At 69.7% G+C, this 25,983-nt stretch carries 17 protein-coding genes and 1 pseudogene; 11 read left to right on the top strand and 7 right to left on the bottom strand.

Going from position 1 to position 25,983, the window contains the following annotated elements; all coding sequences use genetic code 11:
• Positions 1-15 precede the first annotated feature (15 nt).
• From OG381_RS44380 to OG381_RS44355, 6 genes and pseudogenes are all read right to left on the bottom strand, one after another.
• Positions 16-420, bottom strand: a complete 405-nt coding sequence (locus OG381_RS44380; protein WP_327721668.1) for a CBS domain-containing protein — start codon at positions 418-420, stop codon at positions 16-18.
• Between the two features lie 317 nt (positions 421-737).
• Complete coding sequence (locus OG381_RS44375) at positions 738-941, bottom strand: cold-shock protein (RefSeq protein WP_034275260.1); 204 nt, start codon at positions 939-941, stop codon at positions 738-740.
• A 364-nt stretch (positions 942-1,305) separates the two neighbouring features.
• Entirely contained in the window at positions 1,306-2,967 is a 1,662-nt protein-coding gene (locus OG381_RS44370) for a glycosyltransferase family 87 protein (protein WP_327721667.1), read from the bottom strand.
• Positions 2,968-3,131: 164 nt separating this feature from the next.
• Positions 3,132-3,517, bottom strand: a pseudogene (locus tag OG381_RS44365) (hypothetical protein).
• A 116-nt stretch (positions 3,518-3,633) separates the two neighbouring features.
• Positions 3,634-5,064 carry a non-reducing end alpha-L-arabinofuranosidase family hydrolase gene (locus OG381_RS44360; RefSeq protein WP_327721666.1) on the bottom strand — a complete coding sequence of 477 codons (1,431 nt, stop codon included), beginning with the start codon at positions 5,062-5,064 and terminating at the stop codon, positions 3,634-3,636.
• Positions 5,065-5,309: 245 nt separating this feature from the next.
• Positions 5,310-6,032 carry a FadR/GntR family transcriptional regulator gene (locus OG381_RS44355; RefSeq protein WP_327721665.1) on the bottom strand — a complete coding sequence of 241 codons (723 nt, stop codon included), beginning with the start codon at positions 6,030-6,032 and terminating at the stop codon, positions 5,310-5,312.
• A gap of 412 nt (positions 6,033-6,444) precedes the next feature.
• On the opposite strand from OG381_RS44355, the gene OG381_RS44350 reads away from it, so the two are divergent.
• The 9 genes from OG381_RS44350 (at position 6,445) to OG381_RS44310 (ending at position 19,914) form a co-directional block, all read left to right on the top strand.
• Complete coding sequence (locus OG381_RS44350; RefSeq protein ID WP_327721664.1) at positions 6,445-8,676, top strand: alpha-L-fucosidase; 2,232 nt, start codon at positions 6,445-6,447, stop codon at positions 8,674-8,676.
• Between the two features lie 323 nt (positions 8,677-8,999).
• Complete coding sequence (locus tag OG381_RS44345) at positions 9,000-10,202, top strand: SGNH/GDSL hydrolase family protein (RefSeq protein ID WP_327721663.1); 1,203 nt, start codon at positions 9,000-9,002, stop codon at positions 10,200-10,202.
• Positions 10,203-10,325: 123 nt separating this feature from the next.
• Positions 10,326-11,432, top strand: coding sequence for a ricin-type beta-trefoil lectin domain protein (locus OG381_RS44340; protein WP_327721662.1), 1,107 nt, complete (start codon positions 10,326-10,328; stop codon positions 11,430-11,432).
• Positions 11,433-12,225: 793 nt separating this feature from the next.
• The gene (locus OG381_RS44335) at positions 12,226-13,737 is read left to right on the top strand and encodes a glycoside hydrolase family 43 protein (RefSeq protein WP_327721661.1); all 1,512 of its coding nucleotides are present in this window, start codon (positions 12,226-12,228) and stop codon (positions 13,735-13,737) included.
• A gap of 36 nt (positions 13,738-13,773) precedes the next feature.
• The gene (locus tag OG381_RS44330; protein WP_327721660.1) at positions 13,774-15,528 is read left to right on the top strand and encodes a cellulase family glycosylhydrolase; all 1,755 of its coding nucleotides are present in this window, start codon (positions 13,774-13,776) and stop codon (positions 15,526-15,528) included.
• A gap of 158 nt (positions 15,529-15,686) precedes the next feature.
• Positions 15,687-16,172, top strand: coding sequence for a DUF5709 domain-containing protein (locus tag OG381_RS44325; protein WP_327721659.1), 486 nt, complete (start codon positions 15,687-15,689; stop codon positions 16,170-16,172).
• A 59-nt stretch (positions 16,173-16,231) separates the two neighbouring features.
• A complete protein-coding gene (locus OG381_RS44320) occupies positions 16,232-16,792 on the top strand; it encodes a (2Fe-2S)-binding protein (RefSeq protein ID WP_327721658.1) in 561 nt (186 codons plus the stop codon).
• Entirely contained in the window at positions 16,789-17,781 is a 993-nt protein-coding gene (locus OG381_RS44315) for an FAD binding domain-containing protein (protein ID WP_327721657.1), read from the top strand. Before OG381_RS44320 ends, OG381_RS44315 begins: the two co-directional genes overlap by 4 nt.
• Before the next feature lie 36 nt (positions 17,782-17,817).
• Positions 17,818-19,914 (top strand): xanthine dehydrogenase family protein molybdopterin-binding subunit, encoded by a 2,097-nt coding sequence (locus OG381_RS44310; RefSeq protein ID WP_327721656.1) that lies wholly within the window; start codon positions 17,818-17,820, stop codon positions 19,912-19,914.
• Between the two features lie 28 nt (positions 19,915-19,942).
• Here the strand turns inward: OG381_RS44310 and OG381_RS44305 are convergent, their stop codons facing one another.
• Positions 19,943-22,087, bottom strand: a complete 2,145-nt coding sequence (locus OG381_RS44305; protein WP_327721655.1) for a beta-galactosidase — start codon at positions 22,085-22,087, stop codon at positions 19,943-19,945.
• A gap of 227 nt (positions 22,088-22,314) precedes the next feature.
• On the opposite strand from OG381_RS44305, the gene OG381_RS44300 reads away from it, so the two are divergent.
• A complete protein-coding gene (locus OG381_RS44300) occupies positions 22,315-23,703 on the top strand; it encodes a GH1 family beta-glucosidase (RefSeq protein WP_327721654.1) in 1,389 nt (462 codons plus the stop codon).
• Positions 23,700-25,982: an alpha-xylosidase gene (gene yicI / locus OG381_RS44295; protein ID WP_327721653.1), complete on the top strand. Its 2,283-nt coding sequence runs from the start codon at positions 23,700-23,702 to the stop codon at positions 25,980-25,982. Before OG381_RS44300 ends, yicI begins: the two co-directional genes overlap by 4 nt.
• The last annotated feature ends 1 nt before the right edge of the window (position 25,983 follow it).

Raw genomic sequence — 25,983 nt, 5'->3', positions numbered from 1 at the left:
CCAGGGTGAGACGGTTCAGCGGGAGAGGGCGAGGACGCCCAAAGCGCGGCCTTGCTCGTCGACCACCGGCACGGCACCGAGCCGGAGGGAGCGCATGGTGTGCTCGGCTTCGGCCGCAGCGGTCACGGGCGACACGGAGGACCCGGGGTCACCGAGGATGTCGCGCAGGCGGACGCGGTCCGTGGAGTCGGCGCTGTCGCGGACGGCGGTGAGCTCGGTCTGGGTGACCAGGCCGGTGCACTGACCGTCCTGGTCGCAGACGAGCAGCCGACCCGTGCGGGCGGCGGTCATGACGGACAGCGCCACCTCGACGCTCATGTCGTCACAGACCTGCGGTCCGCCCGTCTCCATGACCTCGATCACCGTCGCGCGCGTGGGCTCAGCGTTCGCCGGGAGGGGCTGCATCTGGATCAGCGTCACAAGGTGCCTCCTGCAAAGATGCGTCAGTTTCGATCGGTCCCAACGGCCGACAAGGCTCAGCGCGCTGTCCGGGGACGGGCAAAACGATCGTTCGCGCAGGTGCGGTTCATGCGGAACCTTCAACCAATACGGCACATATCCAGAGAAACCCCCGCAGCAATGGGCACCGCGGAGAATTAGTGGTACGGCCGACAGTAGAAGAAGGCAGCTCCGGTATTCCCCCGCGTTGTCCGGCAGGTGAACCGCTGCGGAAATACGTGCAGCTGGGGCCCGCACCCCGAAGGATGCGGGCCCCAGCTACGAAGTGCGCGTCAGCGTCAGGCGGGAACGATGTTCTCGGCCTGCGGGCCCTTCTGGCCCTGCGTGACGTCGAAGCTGACCTTCTGGCCTTCCTGAAGCTCGCGGAAGCCCTGGGCGGCGATGTTCGAGTAGTGGGCGAACACGTCAGCGCCGCCACCGTCCTGCTCGATGAAGCCGAAACCCTTTTCCGCGTTGAACCACTTCACGGTACCAGTAGCCATGTCATATCTCCTTTGGGGCAGTACATCGGAATCCGCACTGCGCGGACACCGTGTCGCCGCGATGATTACCCCGTCCGGTGAATGACCGGAAATACAAAAGTGCTCCCGCTCGGTACGAACCGAGGGGCGCACTTGGAGTTCTGGGAACCACAACTGCAACAACTGAGATCGACAATAGCACGCCGCAACGGCCTGCGTACGTCCAGCAATTCCGCTCCGGCCGCAGCTGCAATAACTCTCACTGCACGGCCCGTAAGAACTCTGCCCTCACCGGCACAGATATTGGTGCACAGCGCGACGAAGGAAGCCTCGGTCTCGGCCCGGCCCGACGCTCAGGACGACTGGTCTTCCCGCAGCGCCGCCCTCAGCATCGTGGCCTCTGTGAGGACGGCGTCGCGATGTCGGACGCGGCCGCGTATTCGGAGGAGATCTGGTAGAAGCCGGGTTCGTGGACGGTGAGGCGAGTGAACTCGCCCTGTTGCCGCAGGCATCCGCCGTTGTCGGCGTGGAGCCATGGCGAGTAGGCGATCCGTACGGTCACCGAACCCGGCGTCGGCAGGTGGACGACGGTGTACGCCTCCGACGCGCTGACAACCTCCGCGGGCCCGGTCACGAGCGGGACCGCGTCCCGTACCCGGTACAAACGCCAGTGCTCGTCGCTCCACACCGGCTCCAGCCAGGCCGGTCCCGCGCGCACCAGGCGAGCCTCCGCCGCCCCGTAGCGGTCGGGCTCGGCGTCGGAGACGGCCACGTAGCCGACGGCCCACCGGTTCAGCCAGGCGCGGTAGGTCGTGGCGGTGAGGGTGCCGTCGTAGAAGAGGCGACCGCGTTCCATGTCCAGCTGCGTGTTCCAGCCGCGGGCCATGTTGACGTGCGAGGAGAGCACGGCCGCCTCGCGGTGGTCCTCGGCCGGGACGACCTCGACCCGTGAGCGGTTCGCGTCCAGCCGGTCGAGCGTGCGGACGAGCCCGTGGGTGTCGGCGGCCCACGCGGGGACCGCGCCTGGGCCCTGCAGGAAGGAGACCGGCGTGCCCGATCCCAGCCAGAACAAGGAACCGACCAACGCCAGGGCGAGAGCCCCCCGTCGATAGCGGGCAGGCCGCTCCACGCCGAGCAGGCCGGCCAGCAGTACGGCGGGAGCGAACAGCAGCGCCAGACGCTCGACGTTCGAGCCGATGGGGGAAGGGGTGACATAGGTGAGGCCGACGCCCGCCGCGTACACGGCTCCGCCGCAGCGGACGACCCGCCAGCCACGCGGTGCGCATATCGCCACAGCGAGCCCCAGCAGCGCGGGCCACCAGATCCGTCCCGAGGCCATCGGCTGCTCGCCGTCGAACGGAAACAGCAAGGTGGTCGCCCCGACGACCACGAACGGCGGGATCGTGAGCACGGCGGCCCGCCCCCAGTCGCGGACAAGGCCGTAGGCCGCACCGGCCACGACCAGGAACAGCCCTGCCACCGGGCTGGCCATGGTCGCCAGCATGGCGTACCCGGCGGCCAGCGCCAGACGCCGTTCGCCGACCAGCAGCACACACGCGGCGACCGCGAAGGCGACCCCCAGGGCGAACGTCACCCGGCCCGCCGCGATGTCCACCCACAGCCCGAACGCGGCCAGCAGCGCCGGTGCCAGCGGACGTCGTATCCCGGAGCGCACGAACAGCACCGCGGCCAGCCATCCGGCGGCCAGCCCGGAGGCCACGGCGATCGTCCGCACGCCGAAGAAGCCCATCAGATACGGCGAGAGCAGACTGTAGTTCGCGGTGTGCAACCCGCCGAACCAGAACAGTCCGTACGCCGAGTCGCCGTGCTCGGCGGCGAAGCGCGCCCAGGTGTCCTGGGCCGCGAGGTCTCCGCCGCCGTTGGCGCGGAAGAACGCCCACACGACATACAGCGGGAGCATGGTCGCCGTGGCGAGCAGCGGCACGCGATGACGGTGCAGCCAGGCGGCCGGCCCCCGGTGGTCTCTCGGTCGCCGCACACTTGCGCCACTGCGGGCGTCGGTGGGCGTGTCGACAGCGACTGTCATGGGGGCGTCTCCGTTCGGCGATGGGCAACTCGACGGCGACACGCGGGCGGGCGGGGTGAGGGAAGGGGTGGAGGCGTGGTCTCGGCGGGATCGGCACCGCGAGTGCCGTGCGGGATGTCACCGGCCGTCATCCGCATTCTTCGCTGGAGCTCCTGTCGCGGACATCAGCCGTTCGACCGAGCCGTCGGCGTGAAACCCGCGCGGGAACCGGCAATACGGCCGATGCGTGGGCGGCTCGGGCTGCGCGGTGCGACGGCGGCGACGAGGAGGCCGAAGTCGCGTAGTGCGATGTCGTAGTAGTCGGGGATGGTCAGGAGGTTGACGATGACGCCCGCCACGATCTCGATCGCGCCCACGGCCTACAGGCCGCCTGGGCGCTGCCGGGAACGAGGTCGTTGATCCAGGGTGCGAACTTGTCCAGCCCGAACAGGATCGGCGCCACCGTGAACGCGGTGCGCAGGATCGCGAACGCCTGGTAGCCGGGATCCGCGAGCAGCGCACGCCGCGGGACGGTCGCTACGAGCTCTCTGGACGCCGAGGAACTCGGCAGACTGCTGGGCGAGCGCGGATACGCGGCCTGCCTGTCGCCCAGCCCTGACGCGAGTCCACGAACGAGCGGAACCCCAGCCGACGCGCGGCTGGGGTTCTCACCGTGGATCAGGCGGGTCAGCGCTGCAGAGTGAGCAGGCCCGGCCGGTACGGCAGTTGCAGGTAGCCGGTGTTCGGCGGTGTGCTGGTGGCGTAGCCCTGGTAGAGGAACTGCAGGTTGCAGGGGTCGATGGTCATGGTCTGGTCGGGGTTGTTGCGGACCAGGTCACCGTGGCTGATGCCGTTGGTCCAGGTGGCACCGCTGTTGGCCTTGCCCGCGAAGGGGTTGCTTTCGGTGGCGGCCTGCGGCGTCCACGAACCGTTCAGGCTGGAGGCTGTGAACGAGCGGAAGAAGCGATCCTCATTGGCACCCCGAGCCTCGACGATCATGAGGTACTGGTTCTGGCCCTGGACCTTGTAGACCTCCGGCGCCTCGAACAGGTTCTTCACCGTGTCGCTCATGACCGTCGTGTATGACGAGCCGAAGCTGGCCGGGAAGTTCCCGAGCGGCATGGTCGACCTGTAGATCTTGCCGTTGTCATCGGCGAAGAACAGGTACATGTTCTGGTCGTCGGCGATCATGGTCGGGTCGATCGGGGTGCCTCCCGAGCCTTCGGGGAGGCTGCCGGTGAACAGCGGCTGCGGGGCGGACCAGCCGTTGGGGTTGGTGGGGTCGCTGGACGTGCGGTAGGCGAAGGGCCAGTTGGTGCCCCACCCGTTGGAGGCCAGCACCCAGATGTTCTTGGTCGAGAGGTAGAACAGTTTGGGCGCCACCGTGAGCTGGTTCATTCCGGTCTGGGTGGCCGTCGCCATGTCCGACCAGTTCGTGAAGGGGCTGAACCCCATCGAGCCCCACGACGATCCGTTGGAGGTGGTCCCGTAGACCAGGTGCTTGCCGTTGTACGTCACGGTGGTGAAGTCCTTCAGCGCGACCTGCCCGTTCGCCGGCTGCGCCAGCGGCCCCGTCGAGGTCCACCGGTAGGTCGACGGAAGAGCACATGTGCCGCCCGTCCCGGACAGGCCGGTCCACTTCTGGTTGGTGCCGCCGTGGCAGGACCAGAGCTGCACCGCCGTGCCGTTGGCCGTACCGCCGCCCGATACGTCCAGGCACAGCCCGGACTGCACGCCGACGATCGTGCCGTCGGAGTTCACCCGCCACTGCTGGTTCGCACCGCCGTTGCAGGTGTAGATCCGCACCGGGGTCCCGGACGCGGCGCCGCCCGGGACATCCAGGCACTTGTTGCCGTACACGGTCAGCTGACTGCTGTCCGTCGACGTCCACTGCTGGTTGGTTCCGCCGTGGCAGTCCCAGATATGCACGTTCGCGCCGTCGGCCTGGCTGACGCCCGCCACATCGAGGCAGCGGCCGGAAGCAACACCGCGCACGTCGCTGGTGGTGGCCGCCTGAGCCGGGCCGGCGACGAGCAGGGCTGCCAAGGCGGCCAGGGCCGCAACCGCGGCGGCGAGCGCCGCGGACGGATGTCTGCGGCTGAAACTACGTCTGCGCATAAGGACCTCGTCATCCTTGAGCAAGCGGCTCCGGTTCACCCCGTCTGGGGCTGTCCCGTTGATGTCGGTGCGAGCGGCCCCAAACGTTCGACATTACGAACAAGGGTCGACGTGTCGATCAGGATCATAGGGTTCCGATGATCAGCGTCAATACCTCGCACATAATTCGCGAGACGGAACATGCGCAGTACCGGGCAGCCTCAAGTTCCTTCGCTGTGCAGGACTTTGGCGCGAAACGCTCAGCGTCACGCCCCCGCCGGCGCCCCGAAGGGAAGGTGCTCGCCGGAGCGCAGGTGCGCCCGCAGCCACTGCTCGGTGTTGCTCACGTGCAGGAGCGCGGCGGCCTGACTGAGGGCGGAGTCACGGGCGGACAGGGCGTGGAAGATCGCCTCGTGCTCGGCGAGAGTACGGCCCGCGGCCTTGTCGTCGACCAGACCGCGCCAGATGCGGGCGCGCAGGGTGCGACCGGAGATCCCTTCCAGGAGGGTGAGGAGGGTCTCGTTGCCCGTGGCCGATACGACGGCGCGATGGAAGGCGGCGTCGTGGGCGTTGAGCTGTTCGACGTCGTCGCGGGCCTCGCGCATGGCGTCCAAGTGCCGCTGCACCTCGGCCAGTTGGGCGTCGGAAATGCGGGTGGCGGCAAGTGCCGTGGCCATGGGTTCGAGGAGCCGCCGTACCTCCATGAGGTCCTGCAGGGCGACCGAGTCGCCCTGGAGCAGTTCCACCGCGCCGCCGAGCCCCTCCAGCAGCAGACTCGGCTGAAGGCTGGTCACATACGTGCCGTCACCGCGCCGGACCTCCAGGACCCGGGCGACGGCGAGCGCCTTGACCGCCTCGCGGGCGAGATTGCGGGACAGTCCCAGCTGAGCGGCCAGGTCCGGCTCCGGCGGCAGCTTCGACCCCGGAGGCAGGGCACCGGTCTGGATCAGCTCACGGATCTCCTCAATGGCCTTGTCCGTCAGAGACACCGCTCATCCCTCCCCCACCGTGCCCCATGAGCACGTTCACCCTGATCAGCACCCGAGCCCGGCGATCGTCCCAGTGACCACGGCGGCCCAATGCCGACAGTAACGTTCATGATAGAGCGATACGTGTGCCGGAAGGCGATCACGGCGGGAGGGGGTGCCGTGCACCGCACAGACCGCAGCGAGAGCGCGAGTGTGTCCGCGACCTCGTCAGCCTCAACGGGCCGACCCACCGCTAAAACATGCCATGTTTGCGCGGCCGCAACTCGCGCAATATAGGAGCAAATCCGACAACTACCCTGGCTTCAGGGGCACTTTCATCCCTGCACGCTGGTTGACATCCCATGACGGCATGGCCCACCTTCATGCGTGGCCCTGCATTCCCCCTGCCCCCCTCCGTATCAGGGATGTGTCCATGCCGAGCTCGATCAACAGACGCCAGCTCCTGGCCTCCGCGACCTGTGTGGCCACGGCGGCCGTCGCCGCAGGCATGGTCGGTGCCGGTGCCGCCCAGGCGGCTCCCCGCGCGTACACGCCGGACTGGGACTCGGTCGACCAGCACCCGCCGGCTCCGGAGTGGTTCCAGGACGCCAAGTTCGGGATCTACTTCCACTGGGGCGCCTTCAGCGTTCCCGCCTACGACAACGAGTGGTACCCGCGCAACATGTACCAGGCCGGCAGCAACGCGAACCGGCACCACATCGCGACCTACGGCCAGCCGTCGGCGTGGCCGTACCACTACTTCATCGACGGGGCGAAGGACCTCGCGGGCAACACCGTGAAGTTCGCACCGAAGCTGAAATCGGCCGGCGGGAAGTTCGACCCCGAGGAGTGGGTTCAGCTGTTCGTCGACGCCGGCGCCAGGTTCGCAGGCCCGGTCGCCGAACACCACGACGGCTTCTCCATGTGGGACAGCCAGGTCAACGAGTGGAACTCGGTGAACAAGGGCCCGGGCCTCGACCTGCTGCGCCTGTTCTCCACGGCCATCCGCGCCAAGGGTCTCAAGCTGCTGGTGGCCATGCACCACGCGTACAACTTCACCGGCTTCTACGAACACGCCCCCGCCCAGGCGGACGCCAGCCTCAAGAAGCTCTACGGGCAGCTGGGTTCGACCGCGGAGAACCAGCTCTGGTACGACAAGCTCAAAGAGGTCGTCGACCGCGCTCAGCCCGACATCCTGTGGCAGGACTTCAACCTGGACGCCGTCGACGAGCGACAACGCCTGAACTTCCTGGCGTACTACTACAACCAGGCCGACAGCTGGGGCCGTGAAGTCGTCGCCACCTATAAGGACGGCATGCATCCCAAGGGCGCGGTCTTCGACTACGAACGCGGCGGCCCGGCCGACCTCACTACCCCGTACTGGCTGACCGACGACAGCATCTCCAGCAGCAGTTGGTGCTACACACAGGGCATCGGCTACTACAGCGTCCAGCAGATGCTGCACTCGTTCCTCGACCGGGTCAGCAAGAACGGCAACGTGCTGCTCAACATCGCGCCGATGGCCGACGGCACCATCCCCCAGGCCCAGAAGGACATCCTCCTCGGTATCGGTGACCACCTGAGGCGCTTCGGCGAGTCGGTGTACGCGACCCGGGCCTGGACGGCGTACGGCGAGGGCCCGACGAAGATGGGCGGCGGCTCCTTCACCAGTCCGACCGCCGGCACACCGCAGGACATCCGCTTCACGCGCACCAAGACCGACGACATCCTGTACGCGACCGTCCTGGGCTGGCCCGGCAGCTCGCTGACGATCAAGACCCTCGCCTCGGGCCGGATCGATCTCTCGTCGCTGACGTCGGTGAAACTCCTCGGCCCCACCTCGGGCACCTACATCGATCTGCCTGCACCGACGCAGAGCGCCTCCGGCCTCACCGTCACCCTGCCGTCCTCGGCGCCGTACAGCGCAGGTGCCTTCGTCCTGAAGCTGACCTTCTCCGGCACGATCCCGGCCCTGCGGCCGCTCGTCGGCGCCACCGCCTTCACGGACGTCAACTACACCGGCAGTGCCGCCGCTCTCGCCCTCGGCGACTACACCGCGGCCCACCTGACCGCAGCCGGGCCGGGCCCGCGCACCCTCTCCTCCCTCCGGCCGGCCCCCGGCTACCAGGTGATCGGCTACTCCGGAGACACCTACACCGGCACCGCCTGGACCTTCACCGCCGACAACCCCGACCTCCGGGCCACCGGCAACAACGACCTGATCACCTCGCTCAAAGTCCAGTTCAATCCTGCGACGTACTTCCGGATCACCAACGCCACCAACGGACTCGCCCTGGACAGCGGTGGCGACGTGGCCTCCGGCTCCAACCTCAAGCAGTGGACCTCGGGCGGCAGCACCAACCTGCAGTGGCAGGCGGTGGCGGTCGCCGGCGGCTACTACAAGCTGGTCAACCGCACCAACGGCATGGTCGCCGACGGCTGGGGAGCCACCGCCGACGGCTCGCCCGCCCGGCAGGCCCCCTGGAACGGTGGCACCAACCAGCAGTGGACGATCACCCACCGCGGTGGCGGCCGGTACTCCATCGCCAACCGCACCACCGGACTGGTCCTCGACGGAGGCGGCAACGTCAGCTCCGGCTCCGTCACCAAGCAGTGGACCTACGACACCAGCACCAACCTGCTGTGGACCTTCACCGCGCTGTGACCGACCGAGCTCGCTGCCGCTGACGGGACGGCGACGCACATCCTTGCCGAGAGCAGCCGTTCTTCATGGAGGCCCGCCCCACGGACCGTGACGCGGGGCGGAGTCACGCGCACGGAAGGGTGCCACGGCGTGTCCGGATGCGCCTCGTCGCCGCCTCGCGTGTACCGGCCGCGACCGCTGGCAACGCACCCTCTCGCGGAGGACCTGCGACAGCGATGTCGACCAATGGCCGGAAATCTCAACGTGATTGTGCCTGCCGCAGCGGGGCGTGCCGGGGGTAGACCGTGCACATTCAACGAAAGCGTGACGAGCGAAGAGGTGACATGTATACGACATCCAACGCGTCGTCGTGGGGACGCGGGAGACGTGCGGGGGCGCTGGCCGCGGTGACTGCCTTGCTGGCGACGCTGGTGACGGGACTCGGCGCCACAGGGACGGCACGGGCGGCAAGCGTGGACGGCGTCAAGGTCGGGCACTCCGTCGACAGGGACGGAGCCGACCAACAGGGGCAACTGACCCGCGCGACAGGGGTGCTGGCACGAGTGCACACCGCGGGGCGGGTCAAGGACTCCGGAAGCACCGTGCAGTACAGCTGGCCCGGCGTGTACTTCGAGGGCCGCGTCCGCGGCACCGGCGTCGGCATCGTGCTCAACGACTCGGCCGCCGACTACGACGTCCAGATCGACGGAGCCACCGTCGCCACGCTCGTCACGCCCGGCAACACCACGCACTGGGTCAACGGCCTGTCGAACAGGACACACACCGTCCGGCTCGTGAAGCGCAACGACACCCCTTGGGACACCAGCGCCTTCGGAGGCTTCGTCGCCGCGCCCGGAGGTGCCGTACTGAGCAAACCGGCCGCCCGCAGCCGCCAGATCGAGTTCATCGGCGACTCCCTCACGGTGGGCTACGGCAACCTCTCGACCTCGCGCACCTGCACCTCGGACCAGCTCAAGCGGAACACCAACTCCGATGTGAGCTACGGCGCCCTCACCGCCCGGCGACTGAACGCCGACTACCAGCTCAACGGCTACTCGGGCCTCGGCATGGTGCGCAACTACAACGGAGGCCGGTCGGACGTCACGTACCGCACCTTCTACGACCGTGCCCTGCTCAACGTATCGGGCGACGTCTGGCAGAACCCGGGCACCTGGCGCCCCCAGGTCGTGGTGATCAACCTCGGCACCAACGACTTCTCGACCGCCCTCAACCCCGGTGAACCGTGGACACCGGAGAGCCTCGCCGCCGACTACCGCAGTGCATACGGCCACTTCATCCAGAAGCTGCGCACGCGCTACGGGCCCGGCACGACCATCGTGGCGGTGGGCGCCGGCCAGTACGCCGCCCATGTCCAGCAGGTGGTCAAGGCGCGCAACGACGCCGGCGACAGCCGGGTCCGCTCCTGGTTGCTCGACGACTCGGGCCTGGACTTCCTCGGCTGCGACTGGCACTACTCGGCTCGCGACGACCGGCTCATCGCCGACCGGCTCACCTCGTTCCTCGGCGGTCTGCCGACAGGCTGGTGAAGGCCACCGCCCGCCTACGAGCACCACGCATCCGGCCACGGGAAAGCGCTACGGCCGGAGTTCCGACGGAACCGCGTTCAGCCCCGTTGATCGAGCAATCACTCGCAGAAGAGGACGGCCCGCATGAGAAGACCTTGGCTTCTCCCCCTGATCGCACTTGTCGCTGCCGCGCTCGGCATGATGACGGCTGGTGTGACGCCTGCTACCGCCGCCTCGACCACGCCTTTGCGGGTCATGCCGTTGGGCGACTCCATAACCTGGGGTGTGGGAAGCAGTACGGGCAACGGCTACCGGGCTCCGTTATGGAACAAGCTCGCGGCAGACGGTCATCCGCTGGACTTCGTGGGCACGGGGCGGGCCGGTTCGATGTCCGACCCCGACAATGAAGGACACTCCGGATACAAGATCCATCAGATCGCCGCGCTCGCCGACGCCTCGCTGACCCGCTACCGGCCCAACGTCGTGACGCTGATGATCGGCACCAACGACCTCAACGAGAGCTACCAGGTCTCCACCGCCACCGCCCGGCTGAAGTCGCTGGTCAACCAGATCACCGCCGACGTCCCCGACGCGACCGTCCTCGTGGCCTCTCTCGTCGTGTCCACCAGCGGCTCGGAGGAGCAGTACCGCGCCGCGTACAACCAGGCCATCCCTCAGATCGTGAGCGAGGCCCAGGCCGCGGGCAGGCGCGTCGCATACGTGGACATGAGGAGCCTGACCACGGCCGACCTGGCCGACGCCCTGCATCCCAACGACTCGGGCTACCAGAAGATGGCCGACGCCTTCCAGCGGGGCGTCCAGTCCGCGGACAACGCCGGATGGCTGAAGAACCCCGCCCCCGCCCCCGCGCGCGTGCAGTCCGACTTGGGCGGCAAGTGCCTGGACGTCAACGGCGCCGGCACCGCCGACGGGACCGCCGTTCAGATCTGGAGCTGCGGGAGCGGTGCCAACCAGCTCTGGTCCGCCTACACCGACGGCACCCTGCGCTCCATGGGCAAGTGCCTCGACGCCGCCGGCGGGGGTACCGCCAACGGGACCAAGGTGCAGCTCTGGGCCTGCCACGGCGGCGCCCAGCAGGTCTGGCAGCCCTACAACGGCGGCTACCGCAACCCCGCCTCCGGCCGCTGCCTCGACATTCCGGGCTCCTCCACGACCGACGGCACACAGCTCCACCTGTGGGACTGCCACGGCGGCTCCAACCAGAAATGGACCACTCTCACCGCCGGATGACCCGCACTCCCGGGACCCGAGCTCTCACCGGGCTCGGGTCCCTTGGCGATGACGCCAACCGGCAACCTGACGCGGGAGGTTGGAAAACTCAGTGGGGACTGCCCGTCGACGATGTCCAGGGTGAAACTGCTCAGTGGCGTCACCGAACTCGTATGATCTCGCGCTGAAAATCTGGACGGAGCGCCCTGCCAAGGCCGACACCGAAGGGGTCGTTCGCCGCCGACATGCGTTGGGCTTCTGGGTCAGGCCCACCGACGCGGGCTGGGTCGTCACGGGACCGGCCACGTACTGGTAGGCCACACGGAAGAGCAGTACGACCCAGGTGGCAGCGTAATTCGCCTACTGCCGGACCGTCACAAGCTGTCGATCAAGGACCCGACGGGCTGACTCTGGAGCCTGCATTCGAAGCGCTTCGACGATGCGTCCTCTCTCAGAAGCCGTCCACGGCCCTGCGGGGCAAAGCCTCTCGCGGTAAGACCCCTTGATTCATACGAAACTCGTCCGTTACCTTGCGCTGGAAGTGAAGCGCTTCGACAGTGCCGTAGGAAGGCCGCCGCCGTCTGTCAGCGGGCCCGCGGCGCGTCGCGGTCGAGCAGGCGAACGGCCCGAGGACGAACGAGTACCGCTGTCACTGGCCCTGACGGCTCGACAGAGCACGGCTCGACTTCCCGCACCCGAGGAACCTCATGACGACTCACAGTGCCGAGGCCCCGCCTGCGGGACGCCGCCGCAGGCCCCGGCGCTCCCTGACCCACCGCCCGCGACACGAACCGAACCGACGAGAGGACCTCGGGTGCCCCCTCTGCACCAGCCGTACGAACGCCCCACGAACCCCGTGATCCCCGGCTTCCACCCCGACCCCAGCGTCTGCCGCGTCGGCGACGACTACTACCTCGCCTGCTCCAGCTTCGAGTACTTCCCCGGCGTACCCCTCTTCCACAGCCGTGACCTGGTGCACTGGACGCCGATCGGCCACGCCCTGGACCGGCCGGAGCAGCTGCCGCTGGCGGACGCTTCGTCCTCGGGCGGGATCTACGCCCCCACTCTGCGCCACCACGACGGCCGCTTCTGGCTGATGGTCACCAACTGCAGCGAGGGCGGCGGCAATCTGATCGTCACGGCCACCGACCCCGCCGGACCGTGGTCGGACCCCATCTGGGCGCCCGGTGTTCCCGGCATCGATCCCGACCTGGTCTGGGACGAGGACGGCACCTGCTGGTGCACGGTCGCCGGAGTCTCACAGGTCCGTATCGACCCGTCCACCGGGCAGACGTACGGCACACCGCACAGCCTCTGGTCCGGCAAACCCGGCACCAAGGCACCGGAGGCCCCGCACCTGTACCGGATCGGCGAGTACTGGTACCTGCTCATCGCCGAGGGCGGCACCGAGCGCTGCCACGGCGTCTCGATCGCCCGCGGCCGTACACCCGCCGGCCCGTTCGAGCCGTGCCCGGACAACCCGATCCTCACCCACCGCGGCACCGACCACCCCGTCCAGAACACCGGGCACGCCGACCTGGTCCAGGGCCCCGACGGCTCCTGGTGGATGGTGCTGCTCGGCGTCCGCCCGGGCGGCGGCACGCCGGGCTGGCATGTGCTCGGGCGGGAGACCTTCCTGGCCCCCGTGACCTGGGTGGACGACTGGCCGGTCGTCGGCGAGGTCGCCCTGGATCTGCCCGAGCTTCCGTGGCCGCTTCATCCCGGCCCTGTCGAGGAGCAGCGGGACGACTTCGAGCTCGACGGGCTGCGACCGTCCTGGATCTCCGTGCGCGACCGGCCCGCCGACCTCTGCACCACCAAGGAGCGCCCCGGTTGGCTGACGCTCCGGGCACGGGGCGGTTCCCTCGACGAACCCGACGTGGTGTTCACCGGCAGGCGCCAGCAGCATGCGACCTGCCGGGCACGCGCGCTGGTCGATGCCGCGGAGGGCAGCGGCGGGCTCGCCGTCCGGCTCGACGAGCGGCACCACTACGCGATCGAGGTGTCCGGCACGCAGGTCCAAGTGACCGCGCGCGTCGGCTCGTTGCGGACAGTCGTGGCCACGCACTCCGTGCCCGCCGGGCCGGTGGTCCTCGGCGTCAGCGTCACGGCCCCGCCGCCTCCGCACGGGCCGTGCACCGGACCCGACGTCGTCTCCCTCGGTGTCGAGCAGCCCGACGGCACGTTCACCGAACTCGCGGCCCTCGACGGCCGCTACCTGTCGACCGAGGTCGCCGGTGGCTTCACCGGACGGGTCATCGGCATGTACGCCGCGCAGGACACGGTCCACTTCGACTGGTTCGACTACGAACCCCTCAAGGGCTGAACCGACCGCACAGACACCGACCGAAAGGAACGACGCGTGAAGCCGATACGGCAACCCGCACACCGCCGCGGCCGTGGCCCGGGCCGCCTGGCCGCTCTGCTGCTGAGTCTGGTCGTCATGTTGGGGCTGACCGGTGGCACCGCGCTGGCCGCGCCCGACGGCCCGGACAAGGCGTCGCCGTCGGCGATCAGAGTTCCGGCTTCCGCCATGGACGCCGTCGCGAAGATGCAGCCCAGTTGGAACCTGGGCAACACGCTGGACGCCATACCCAATGAGGATTCCTGGGGCAATGGGCAGACCAGCAAAGCGACGTTCGAGAAGATCGCCAAGGATGGGTTCCGCAGCGTCCGCATCCCGGTGACCTGGAGCGATCACCAGTCCGCCACCGCGCCGTACACCATCGACGCCACGTACATGGCCCGCGTCAAGCAGCTCGCAGACTGGGCGCAGGACAGCGGCCTGTACGTCGTGCTCAACGTCCACCACGACTCGTGGATGTGGGTCTCGAAGATGTCCACGGACCACGACAACGTGGTCGCCCGCTTCAACTCCACCTGGAAGCAGATCGCCGCGGCGTTCCGCAACGAGCCGCGCTCCCTGCTGTTCGAGGGCATCAACGAGCCGCAGTTCGACAACGCCACGCCCGCGCAGAAGACCGAGTTCCTGAGCGAACTCCAGCTCTCCTTCCACTCGATCGTCCGCTCCTCGGGTGGCGCGAACGCCAACCGTATGTTGTCGCTGACCACGCAGTTCGGCAGTAGCGAACAGGCCGTCATGGACGACCTGTTCAAGACGATCTCCTCGCTGAACGACCGTCAGCTCGTGGCGCAGGTGCACTTCTACAGCTGGTACCCGTTCAGCGTGAACGTCGCGGGCGGCACCCACTACGACGACGTCGCGCAGAAGTACCTGGAGGACTCCTTCGCCGCCATGCACCGCACCTTCGTCGCCAAGGGCGTCCCGCTCTACATCGGCGAGTACGGTCTGCTCGAGTACCCCAATCACTTCCACCCCTCCCGCGTCGAGCGCGGCGAGGCGCTGAAGTACTACGAGCACGTGGGCTACGGGGCGCGCAGGTACGGCATCACCACCGCGCTGTGGGACCCGTTCTCGTACCTGAACCGCGACACCCTCCAGTGGCGTGACCCGGCCCTGTTCGCCGCGATCAAGTCGAGCTGGACCACCCGCTCGGGCACGGCCTCCTTCGACAAGGTCTTCGTGCCGAAGTCCGGTCGGGTCACCGCCCAGTCGCTCACCCTCAACCTCAACGGCACCTCCTTCCGTGGGGTATGGCAGGGCGAGACCCGGCTGCTCCCGGGACGGGACTACACCGTCTCCGGCACCACGCTGACCTTCACCGCCAAGGCGCTGACCCGCCTGGTCGGCGACCGCGCATACGGGGTCAACTCGACGCTCCAGGCCCGGTTCACCCGTGGGGTGCCCTGGAGCATCGACGTCGTCACCAACGACGTTCCGGTGCTGTCGGACGCCACCGGGACCACCGAATCGTTCACGGTTCCCGCCCAGTACCGGGGCAACGACCTGGCGACGATGCACGCGACGTACGCGGACGGCGGGAACGCGGGCCCGACCGACTGGACTCCGTACCAGGAGTTCAACAAGGCGTTCTCGCCCGACTACGCGAACGGGACGATCATCCTGACCCCCGAGTTCCTCAAGACGCTCCGTGACGGGGACCCGGCGACGCTGGTCTTCCACTTCTACAGCGGTGTCAAGGTCACCTACCACGTCACCAGGTCCGGAAGCTCGGTCACCGGCACGGTCTCCTGACCGGCCCCCTTTTCCGGCCTGGCCGCCCGCTCCCCCGGGCGGCCAGGCCGGCGCTTGCCAGTCCCCGGACACCTCCCCGGTGTGCCGGAAGGTGTGGATGGGGTCAGCCTGGATACGCGGAGCCGAGAGCCTGGATCCATCCGGAAGGTATGTGCGCCATGGGAAGCCAGAACGACGACGTCATGGGTGACGAGGTCTACCAGCCCCAGGGCACCGACGACCGTGAGGACGAGGGCGTCCTGGATCCGGAGGACACGCTCAGTGACCGGGGCAGCGACCCCTACGACGAGGGCTGGTCACCCCCCGAGCGTCCGCTCGCCGTGGATCATCAGGGCACCACCGGTCGTGAGCAGCACGAGGGCGAGAGTCTGGACCAGAGGCTGGCCGAGGAACGTACGGATCCGGCGCTCGAGGAGCCCGGCGCGGACGATCTCGTAGGGGACCTCCCGGGCGGGCAGGAGGATCCGCTGGACGCGAAGGCGGGTGCGGACCGGACGGGCCTCCTCGCGGCTGAGGACGAAGGCGCGCGCGAGGACGCCGAGAAGGACATGATCGCCGACGACATCGGCATCGACGGCGGCGCGGCCTCCGCGGAAGAGGCCGCCGTCCACCGTGTTCCGGACGAGGACGACACCTTGCCGTAGCTCTCGTGCCCCCTTTTCCGAACGCCGTGTCCCCACGGTCTTACGTACGGGAGGTCTCTATGGATTCCGACGCCGCGCGCGCTACCTCCGCCTCATCCGGCAGCCACCACTCGGACGTCACGCTGCGGGTGAATGGCAAGCCGCACACGCTCACCGTCGATCACCGTTCCGTCCTGCTGGACGTGCTGCGTGAGGACCTCGACCTCATCGGCGCCAAAAAGGGCTGTGACCACGGCCAGTGCGGCGCCTGCACGGTCCTGGTCGACGGCCGCCGGGCCAACAGCTGCCTGCTGCCCGCCGTCGCCCTGGACGGCGGCGACATCACGACCGTCGAAGGACTCTCGGGCGACGGCGAGGACCTCCATCCGCTCCAGCGCGCCTTCCTGGACCGCGACGCCTTTCAGTGCGGCTACTGCACCCCGGGACAGATCTGCAGCGCCCTGGGCGCGGTCGCCGAGGCGGCGGCCGGCCATCCCTCCCACGTCACCGACCCCGCCGTCCCCTCCGGGCAGCCCGTGCCGCTGGGCGCGGACGAGATCCGTGAGCGGCTCAGCGGCAACCTCTGCCGTTGTGGCGCCTACCCGCACATCGTCGAAGCCGTCCAGGACGTGATCTCGTGAAGCCCTTCGGATACATCCGCGCGGGCAGCGCCGAGGAGGCGGCCGACGCGTACGCCTCGCATCCCGGCGCGCGGTATCTCGGCGGCGGCACCAATCTCGTCGATCTGATGAAGCTCGGCGTGGAAGAGCCGACCACACTCGTCGACGTCAGCCGGCTGCCCCTGGACTCGGTGGAGGCGCTGCCCGACGGCGAGCTGCGGATCGGGGCCACCGTCCGCAACAGCGACCTCGCGGCCCACCCTCTGGTCCGTGACCGCTACCCGGTGCTCTCACAGGCGCTGCTCGCAGGCGCCTCCGGGCAGCTGCGCAACATCGCCACCACGGGCGGCAACCTTCTCCAGCGCACCCGCTGCCCCTATTTCCAGGACACCGCCAAACCCTGCAACAAGCGCGAGCCCGGCAGCGGCTGCGGCGCCCGGGACGGCGTCCATCGCGACCACGCGGTGCTCGGCCATTCCCCGCAGTGCGTCGCCACGCATCCCTCCGACATGGCCGTAGCCCTGTCCGCCCTCGACGCCCGCGTCGAGTTGTACGGGACCGACGGCGAACGCTCCGTCCCCGCCGCCGAGTTCCATCGGCTGCCCGGCGACCACCCCGAGCGTGACACCGAGATCCGCCCCGGCGAACTCATCACCGCGGTCGTCCTGCCGGCCGCCGCGGCCGGGCTGCCGTCCCTGTACCGCAAGGCCCGCGACCGTGCCTCGTACGCCTTCGCCCTCGCCTCCGTCGCCGTGGTCCTGCACACCGGCGACGGCGTCGTCCAGCACGCCGGGATCGCTTTCGGCGCGCTGGCCCACCGGCCCTGGCGCGCCCGGCGCGCGGAGGAGGCCCTGCTGGGCGCCGCGCCCACGACGGCCGCCTTCGAGCGTGCCGTGGACCTCGAACTCTCCGCCGCCCAGCCCCTGCGCGACAACGCCTACAAAGTGCGTCTGGCCCGCAATCTCGCCCTCGACGTCCTGACCAGGCTGGCGCCGCCGACCGACACCTGACAGCCGACTCGCCACTGGCAGCCCCAGGAGGACTCCATGGCCGACACCGACACCGCGCTGGGCGCGCCCGCCGAGCGGCGGGAGGGCCGTGACAAGGTCACCGGCGTGGCCCGATACGCCGCCGAACACACCGTCTCCGGCCGGGTCCACGCGTGGCCCGTGGCCGCCGCCGTCGCGAGTGGTTCGGTCCGCGCGATCGACGCCGGCGCGGCCCTGCGGCTCCCCGGGGTCCTGACCGTGCTCACCCACGAGAACGCTCCCCGGCTCACCGACCCCGACGACCCCACCCTCGCCGTACTGCAGAACTCCCGGGTACCGCACCGCGGTTGGCCGGTCGCCCTGGTCGTCGCCGAGACGCTGGAAGCGGCCCGGTCGGGTGCCGCGGCGGTGCGTGTCGAGTACGCCGCGGGGGATCATGACGTAACGCTCACCGAGGACCATCCGGGGGCGTACGTCCCCGACGAGGCCAACGGCGGCTACCCGGCCCAGCGGGAACAGGGCGATCCCGAGGGCGCGTTCGCGTCCGCCGCGGTCCGCGTCGACGCCGGCTACCGGGTGCCGCCCCTGCACAACCATCCCATGGAACCGCACGCGGCCACCGCCCGCTGGGACGACGGCCGGCTCGTCGTACACGACTCGAGCCAAGGCGCCACGGTCGTACGAGCCACACTCGCCGCGCTGTTCCGGCTTCCCGAGGACCGGGTCACCGTCATGTCCGAGCACGTCGGCGGCGGCTTCGGGTCCAAGGGGACCCCGCGCCCCCACGTGGTGCTCGCCGCGATGGCGGCGCGGCAGACCGGTCGCCCTGTCACCGTCGCCCTGCCCCGCCGCCTCCTGCCCGCCCTCGTCGGCCATCGCGCGCCCACCCTGCACCGCCTCCGCCTCGGCGCCACCGAACAGGGCTCCCTCACCTCGCTCCGGCACGAGGTCACCACCCACACATCCCGCATCAAGGAGTTCGTCGAACAGGCAGCCGTGCCCGCCCGCATCATGTACGCCGCGCCGAACAGCCGGACCGGCCACCGTGTCGTACCGCTGGACGTTCCCAGCCCGTCCTGGATGCGCGCGCCCGGCGAGGCACCGGGCATGTACGCCCTGGAGTCGGCCATGGACGAACTCGCCGTGGAACTCGGGATGGACCCCGTCGAACTGCGCATCGCGAACGAGCCGGACACCGAACCGGACAGCGACAAACCGTTCAGCAGCCGGCATCTCGTCGAGTGTCTGCGTGAGGGCGCCCGGCGCTTCGACTGGTCGCACCGGGATCCGCGGCCGGGCACCCGTTCCGCGGGCCCCCTGCTGCTGGGATCGGGGGTGGCGGCCGCGATGTATCCCGTGCTGATCCAGCCCTCCACCGCGACCGCTCAGGCGCGGCCGGACGGCAGCTTCGTCGTACGGGTCAACGCGACCGACATCGGCACCGGTGCCCGCACGGTCCTCGCGCAGGTCGCCGCCGACGCCCTCGGCGTTCCACTGGAGGCGGTCCGTACCGAGATCGGGAACAGTGACCTGCCGTCAGCTTCACTGGCCGGCGGTTCCTCGGGCACCGCCTCCTGGGGATGGGCGGTCCACCAGGCGTGCACACGGCTGCGCGCGACTCTCGCGGAACACACGGGGCCCCTGCCCGAGCCGGGTCTCACCGCGAGCGCCGACACGCAAGGCAGCGCGGACGCCGACAGCGACTACTCCCGGCACGCCTTCGGCGCCCACTTCGCCGAGGTCGGCGTCGACACGGTCACCGGAGAGGTCCGGGTCCGCCGCCTGTTGGGCGTGTACGCGGCGGGGCGGATACTCAACGCCCGTACCGCCCGCTCTCAGTTCATCGGGGGAATGACGATGGGCCTGGGCATGGCCCTGACCGAGGGCAGCACCATGGACGCCGCGTTCGGTGATTTCACCGAGGCGGACCTGGCCGCCTACCACGTACCCGCCCACGCCGACGTGCCCGCCGTCGAGGCCCACTGGATCGACGAGGACGACCCCCATCTCAACCCGATGGGCAGCAAGGGCATCGGCGAGATCGGGATCGTGGGCACGGCCGCGGCCATCGGCAACGCGGTCCACCACGCCACCGGTGTCCGGTACCGCGAACTGCCCCTGACGCCGGACCGCGTGCTGGCCGGCCTCCCGTAGTTCGGTTCATTCGCTCGCTGGGCCGGTGTCACCGGTCCTGCGCGGCAGACCCCGGTGCGGCGGCGAGGACGCGGACATCCCAGGCACCGAGCCGCACGGGTGTACCGGCCGGGAGCACGCTGCCGTCCAGGGCGTCGGTCAGGTCCACCGGGGCCTGGGCGGTGGCCGGCTGCCAGTTCCAGTTGTGGACGACATGGACGCGCCAGCCATCGGGCGGGGTGCCGGTGGCGACGGTGACCGAGTCCGGCAGGTCCTGCCAGCCGCTGCGCGAGGAGGGCGCGAGCCACACGGCGAGTGCGCGGGCCAGACTGCGGCCGGGCACGGTGCCCACGCACGTGACGCGGCCCGCGCCGTGGCGGCGGGTGGTGACGGCGGGCCAGCGCCCGAAGTGCGGGTGGTCGTACTCGGCCAGCACGTCGGCGTCCTCGACGGCCAGGCCCTCCACCCAACGGGTGGCCACCGCGTCGTCCGGCAGCTGGAGCGGGCTGTCCGGTGCGGTGCGCAGCGCCAGGTCGGCGTGCAGGTTGCTGAACTCGTCGTACCGGACGCCCGCGGCCCGCACCAGTCGCGCCGGTGTCACCTCGTGGCGGGCCCGTGCCTCATGGTCGCCGTAGCCGGTGCGGGGACCGAGGACGAGGTGGCCGCCCGCCTCCGCGTAGGCGCCGAGCCAGTCGAGCGTCCCGTCGTCGGCCACGTACAGCCCCGGTGCGATGAGCACGGGGTGCCGGTGGGCCGCCAACTCCGGTGTGACGCCGGGGCGTTCGCCGCTCGGGTCGTGCAACTGGCGGGTGTGCAGGATGCGTACCTGCCGTCCCGCCTCGAACGCACCCCGGTAGAACGGTTCGAAGATCCCCTCGTACGCGTGCGCGTCCGGACCGCCGTCCGGGTCCGCCAGCGGCGGATACGTGCGCATCAGCCACTTGCTCGGCGCCGAGTACACCATCGCGATGTCCGCGTCCGGTGTGAGCCCGGCGACCAGGTCTCCGGCACGCTCGAACTCGGCGCCCAGCCGGGCGAGTTCCCGGTAGACGCGCCCCGGCCGTCCGCTGTGCGGAAGGATTCCGCCCCAGTACGTCTCCGTGCCGAAGTGCAGCGTGTGCCAGTGCCAGTACTCGATCATGCGGGCTCCGCGCGCGACCAGCGCCCACGCGGCCTGCCGCCACTGCCCGTCGAAGGCGGGACGGTTGTCCGAAGTGCCGCCGATGGCCTGGGCGTTGGTCTCCGTGATCAGGAACGGCTCCTGGCGCGAGGAGTAGATCCGGTCGGCGCTGTGGTGCAGCGCCCACGCCCCGTACGCCATCCACTGCCCCGGCAGCTTCTCGCGCGGCGGCTCCGGCATGGTGAGGCTGTCCTGCATGTCGTAGTACGGATTGCCCGCGGTGACGTCCAGGCTGTCGGTGAGCTCGTCGTCCTCCAGGCCGGGAGAGCCGTAGGCGAGGCACGTGGTGACGAACTGGCCGGGCCGCGCGTACTCGCGCACGATGTCGGCCTGCCACGTGATGAACTCGGTGGTCTGCCGTGCCTCGAACGCCTGCCAGGCCAGGTCGTACTGGGGCTGGGCATTGCCCTCAGGCTTCCACAGGTCCGCCCAGGTGCTCAGCCGGTGCGACCAGTAGGTCAGCCCCCACTCGCGGTTGAGGTTCTCCACATCGCCGTAGCGCTGCCGCAGATCGTCCACGAACCGCTGGAAGACGCCGTGGTTGTGCGCGATCCGCGTGCCGGGCTCGTTGTCCACCTGGAAGCCGATGACGGCGGGGTGCGAGGCGTACCGGGCGACGATCCGGCGGATCACCCGCTCCGCGTGGAAGCGGAACGCGGGGTGGGTGTAGTCCACCTCCTGGCGGCCGCCCCACGCGGCGCGGCGCCCGGCGGCGTCCTCAGCGGCGATCTCCGGGTACTGGCGGGCGAGCCAGGGCGGCACCGCGTACGTCGGAGTGCCGAGGACGACGGAGATGCCGCGCTCGTGGGCGCCGTCGAGGACGGGCCGCAGCCAGTCCAGTTCGAACCGGCCGTTCTCCGGTTCCCAGGTGGACCACACCGACTCACCGACGCGGATGACGGTGAACTTCGCCTCCGCCATGAGATCGAGGTCGGCCTTGAGCCGCTCGTAGGGCTGGTACTCGTGGTAGTAGGCGGCGCCGAAGAGGACGCGCGCGGGCAGGTCAGCAGTCATGCGAAGCCCCTGGGGGACGTGGGGATCCCGGCGGCCGGGACGAGGACGCAGTGCAGTCGAAGCGCTTCAATTGATGATGAAAGCTAGTGAGGAATTTCTGACGAAACAAGAGGACGTCGTCGAGGAATCCCTCTTCCTTGGCAGGGCATTGGCATGTCATCGTTGAGGGTGACAGCGTCGAAGCGCTTCACCAACTGATCCTTCTCCTTCTTGTGGGGTGTCCCTTCGTGGGTGCTTTCCTCCCCGCGGGCTTCCGTTTCGGAGCCGCGACCGCCGCCTACCAGATCGAGGGGGCCCACGACCAGGACGGCCGCGGCCCTTCCATCTGGGACACCTTCAGCCACACCCCCGACCGCACCCTGCGCGGCGCCACCGGCGACACCGCCTGCGACCACTACCACCGCTACCGCGAGGACATCGGCCTGCTGCGCGAGCTGGGCGTCGACGGCTACCGGTTCTCGATCGCCTGGCCCCGCCTGGTGCCCGAGGGCACCGGGCCCGTCAACGCCAAGGGCCTGGATTTCTACGACCGGTTGATCGACGAGCTCTTGGCCGCCGGTGTCGCACCCGCCGTCACGCTCTATCACTGGGACCTGCCCCAGGCACTGGAAGACCGCGGTGGCTGGCGCATCAGGGAGACCGCCGAGGCCTTCGCGCAGTACGCGGCCCTCGCCGCCGAGCGCTACGGGGACCGGGTGGAGCGCTGGATCACCCTCAACGAGCCCTACTGCTCCGCCTTCGTCGGCTACGCCGAGGGACGGCACGCACCCGGCGCCCGAGAGGGCCGCGGCGCGCTGGCCGCCGCTCACCACCTGCTGGTCGCCCACGGCCTCGCCGTACCCGCGCTGCGCGCCGCGGGCGCCCGGGAGATCGGCATCACCCTCAACCTCGACCGTATCCATGCCGCCTCCGACCGGCCCGAGGACCGCGCCGCCCTGCGCCGCGCCGAAACCCTGCACAACGACATCTGGACGGAACCGCTCCTCGCCGGCCGCTACCCCCTCCATGAGGACGAGACCTGGGCCGGGCTCGCCGACGGCCCCTGGCGGCTGCCCGGCGACCTGGACCTGATCGGCGCCCCGCTGGACTTCCTGGGCATCAACTTCTACCGGCCCCTCACCGTGACGGACGCGCCCCATCAGGTGGCCGACCCCCAGCAGCGCACCGCCGTGGACGTGGGCGTGGCCGAACTGGATCCGTACGGCACCCGGCACACCACCATGGGCTGGCCGGTCGTGCCGTCCGCGTTCACGGAACTGCTCCGCGACCTCGACGCCCGCTACCCACACCTGCCGCCGATCTGGATCACCGAGAACGGCTCCGCGGAGGCCGACACGGTCTCCCCCGACGGCCATGTCCACGACCCCGACCGCATCCGCTACCTGACCGACCACCTCGCCGCCGTGGCCGACGCCATCGCCGCCGGCGTCGACGTACGCGGGTACTACGCCTGGTCGCTGCTCGACAACTTCGAGTGGGCGCGCGGCTACGACCAGCGCTTCGGACTGGTCCACATCGACTACGACACCCAGGACCGCACCCCGAAGGACAGCTACCACTGGTACCGGGGCCTGATCAGCGCGCACCGCGCGCGGACGGAGGAAGCTGCCCGATGAAGTTCACGGACGGTTACTGGCTGATGCGTCCGGGCTGCACCGCCCGCTATGCGGCCGAGGTCGCCGACGTCCGCGCCGACGACCACCGACTGACCCTGTACGCACCCGTCAAGCACGTGAGCCGGCGCGGGCAGACCCTCAACAGCCCGCTGCTGACCGTGGAGTGCTGGTCCCCAGCCGAGGGAATCATCGGCGTACGGACCACCCACCACGCCGGATCGGTGCGCCGGGGACCGGAGTTCACACTGTCCGGTGCCGATGCGGAGGCCGGCAAGGTGCACCAGGACGGCGCGGTACTGGAGCTGACATCCGGTGAACTGACGCTGCGGGTGGACACGGAGCAGCCGTGGCAGCTGGAGTTCACCGCCGACGGACGCGTCCTGACGTCCGCCGGTGAGCGCGGCACCGGTTTCGTCACCGACGCCGAGGGCCATCACCACATGGTCGGCCAACTCGCCCTGGACGTGGGGGAACTGGTCTACGGGCTGGGTGAGCGATTCACCCCGTTCGTCAAGAACGGGCAGACGGTGGACATCTGGCAGGCCGACGGCGGCACCAGCAGCGAACAGGCGTACAAGAACATCCCCTTCCACCTGACCAACCGTGGGTACGGCGTCTTCGTGAACCACCCCGGCAAGGTCAGTTACGAGGTCGGCTCGGAGAGCGTCGGACAGGTCCAGTTCAGCGTCGAGGACCAGTCGCTGGAGTACTTCATCGTCTACGGCCCGACGCCGAAGCAGATCCTGGAGCGCTACACCGCGCTCACCGGCCGCCCGGCGCTGCCCCCCGCCTGGGCCCTGGGCCTGTGGCTGACCACGTCGTTCACGACCGACTACGACGAGGCCACGGTGGGCCGTTTCATCGACGGCATGGCCGAGCGCGGCATCCCGCTGAGCGTCTTCCACTTCGACTGCTTCTGGATGCGCGGCTACCAGTGGTGCGACTTCGCCTGGGACTCCGACACCTTCCCCGACCCGGCCGGCATGCTGAGCAGGCTCCGGCAGCAGGGGCTGCGGGTCTCCGTCTGGATCAATCCGTACATCGCGCAGAAGTCGGCACTGTTCGAGGAGGGCATGCGCGAGGGCTACCTCGTGCGGCGCCCGGACGGCAGCGTGTGGCAGTGGGATCTGTGGCAGCCCGGCATGGCGCTGGTGGACTTCACCAACCCGGCCGCGCGCGACTGGTACACCGGCAAACTGAAGACGCTGCTCGACCAGGGCGTGGACTGCTTCAAGACCGACTTCGGCGAGCGCATCCCCACCGACGTCGTCTGGCACGACGGCTCCGACCCCGAGCGGATGCACAACTACTACACCCACCTCTTCAACGCGGCCGTCTTCGAACTGCTGCGCGCCGAGCGGGGCGAGGGCGAGGCGCTGCTGTTCGCCCGCTCCGCCACGGCGGGCGGCCAGCAGTACCCGGTCCACTGGGGCGGCGACTGCGAGTCCCACTTCAGAGCCATGGCCGAGTCGCTGCGCGGCGGACTTTCTCTCGGTCTGTCCGGCTTCGGTTTCTGGAGCCATGACATCGGCGGCTTCGAGGGCACCCCGACTCCGGCCGTGTTCAAGCGCTGGGTGCAGTTCGGGCTGCTCTCCTCGCACAGCCGCCTGCACGGCAGCAAGTCGTACCGCGTGCCGTGGGACTACGGCGAGGAGGCCGTCGACGTCACCCGCGAGTTCACCCTGCTCAAGCACCGCCTGGCCCCGTACCTCCAGCGCGCCGCGCAGCAGGCGCACACCACCGGTGTCCCGGTCATGCGCGCCATGGTGCTGGAGTTCCCCGACGACCCGGCCGCCGCCTCCGTCGACCGGCAGTACATGCTCGGCGACGATCTGCTCGTCGCCCCGGTCTTCACCGACGACGGCACCGTCGAGTACTACGTGCCGGAAGGCACCTGGACCAATGTGCTGACGGGCGCTCAGGTCACCGGCCCCCGCTGGGCCCGTGAGCAGCACGACTTCCACACCCTGCCGCTGCTGGCCCGCCCGGACTCGGTCATCGCGCTGGGCGCCGACGACCAGCACCCGGTCTCCGCCTGGGCGGACGGCGTCGAGCTGCGGGTGCATGCCTTCGCCGACGGCGCCGAGCAGACCGTGGTGATCCCCAGCCCCGACGGCCCCGGTGAGACGGCGCGCTTCCACCTGCGCCGCCTGGGCGACCGCCTGCACGTGAGCACCGACAGCCCGCACGCGTGGCAGCTGCGGATCGGTGGCCCGAACGCCACCGTGCACACCTGGCCCGCCGGAACACCGGAGGCTGAGCTGCCGTATCCGGCCTGAC

Source organism: Streptomyces sp. NBC_00490, from assembly GCF_036013645.1.
Taxonomy (GTDB): domain Bacteria; phylum Actinomycetota; class Actinomycetes; order Streptomycetales; family Streptomycetaceae; genus Streptomyces; species Streptomyces canus_F.
This window is presented reverse-complemented; position numbering and strand designations above follow the sequence as displayed.

Coding starts and splice junctions, on each gene's coding strand:
- OG381_RS44375 (WP_034275260.1), bottom strand. CDS start 941: ATGGCTACTGGTACCGTGAAGTGGTTCAACGCGGAAAAGGGTTTCGGC.
- OG381_RS44370 (WP_327721667.1), bottom strand. CDS start 2,967: ATGACAGTCGCTGTCGACACGCCCACCGACGCCCGCAGTGGCGCAAGT.
- OG381_RS44360 (WP_327721666.1), bottom strand. CDS start 5,064: ATGCGCAGACGTAGTTTCAGCCGCAGACATCCGTCCGCGGCGCTCGCC.
- OG381_RS44350 (WP_327721664.1), top strand. CDS start 6,445: ATGCCGAGCTCGATCAACAGACGCCAGCTCCTGGCCTCCGCGACCTGT.
- OG381_RS44345 (WP_327721663.1), top strand. CDS start 9,000: ATGTATACGACATCCAACGCGTCGTCGTGGGGACGCGGGAGACGTGCG.
- OG381_RS44340 (WP_327721662.1), top strand. CDS start 10,326: ATGAGAAGACCTTGGCTTCTCCCCCTGATCGCACTTGTCGCTGCCGCG.
- OG381_RS44325 (WP_327721659.1), top strand. CDS start 15,687: ATGGGAAGCCAGAACGACGACGTCATGGGTGACGAGGTCTACCAGCCC.
- OG381_RS44320 (WP_327721658.1), top strand. CDS start 16,232: ATGGATTCCGACGCCGCGCGCGCTACCTCCGCCTCATCCGGCAGCCAC.
- OG381_RS44310 (WP_327721656.1), top strand. CDS start 17,818: ATGGCCGACACCGACACCGCGCTGGGCGCGCCCGCCGAGCGGCGGGAG.
- OG381_RS44305 (WP_327721655.1), bottom strand. CDS start 22,087: ATGACTGCTGACCTGCCCGCGCGCGTCCTCTTCGGCGCCGCCTACTAC.
- yicI (WP_327721653.1), top strand. CDS start 23,700: ATGAAGTTCACGGACGGTTACTGGCTGATGCGTCCGGGCTGCACCGCC.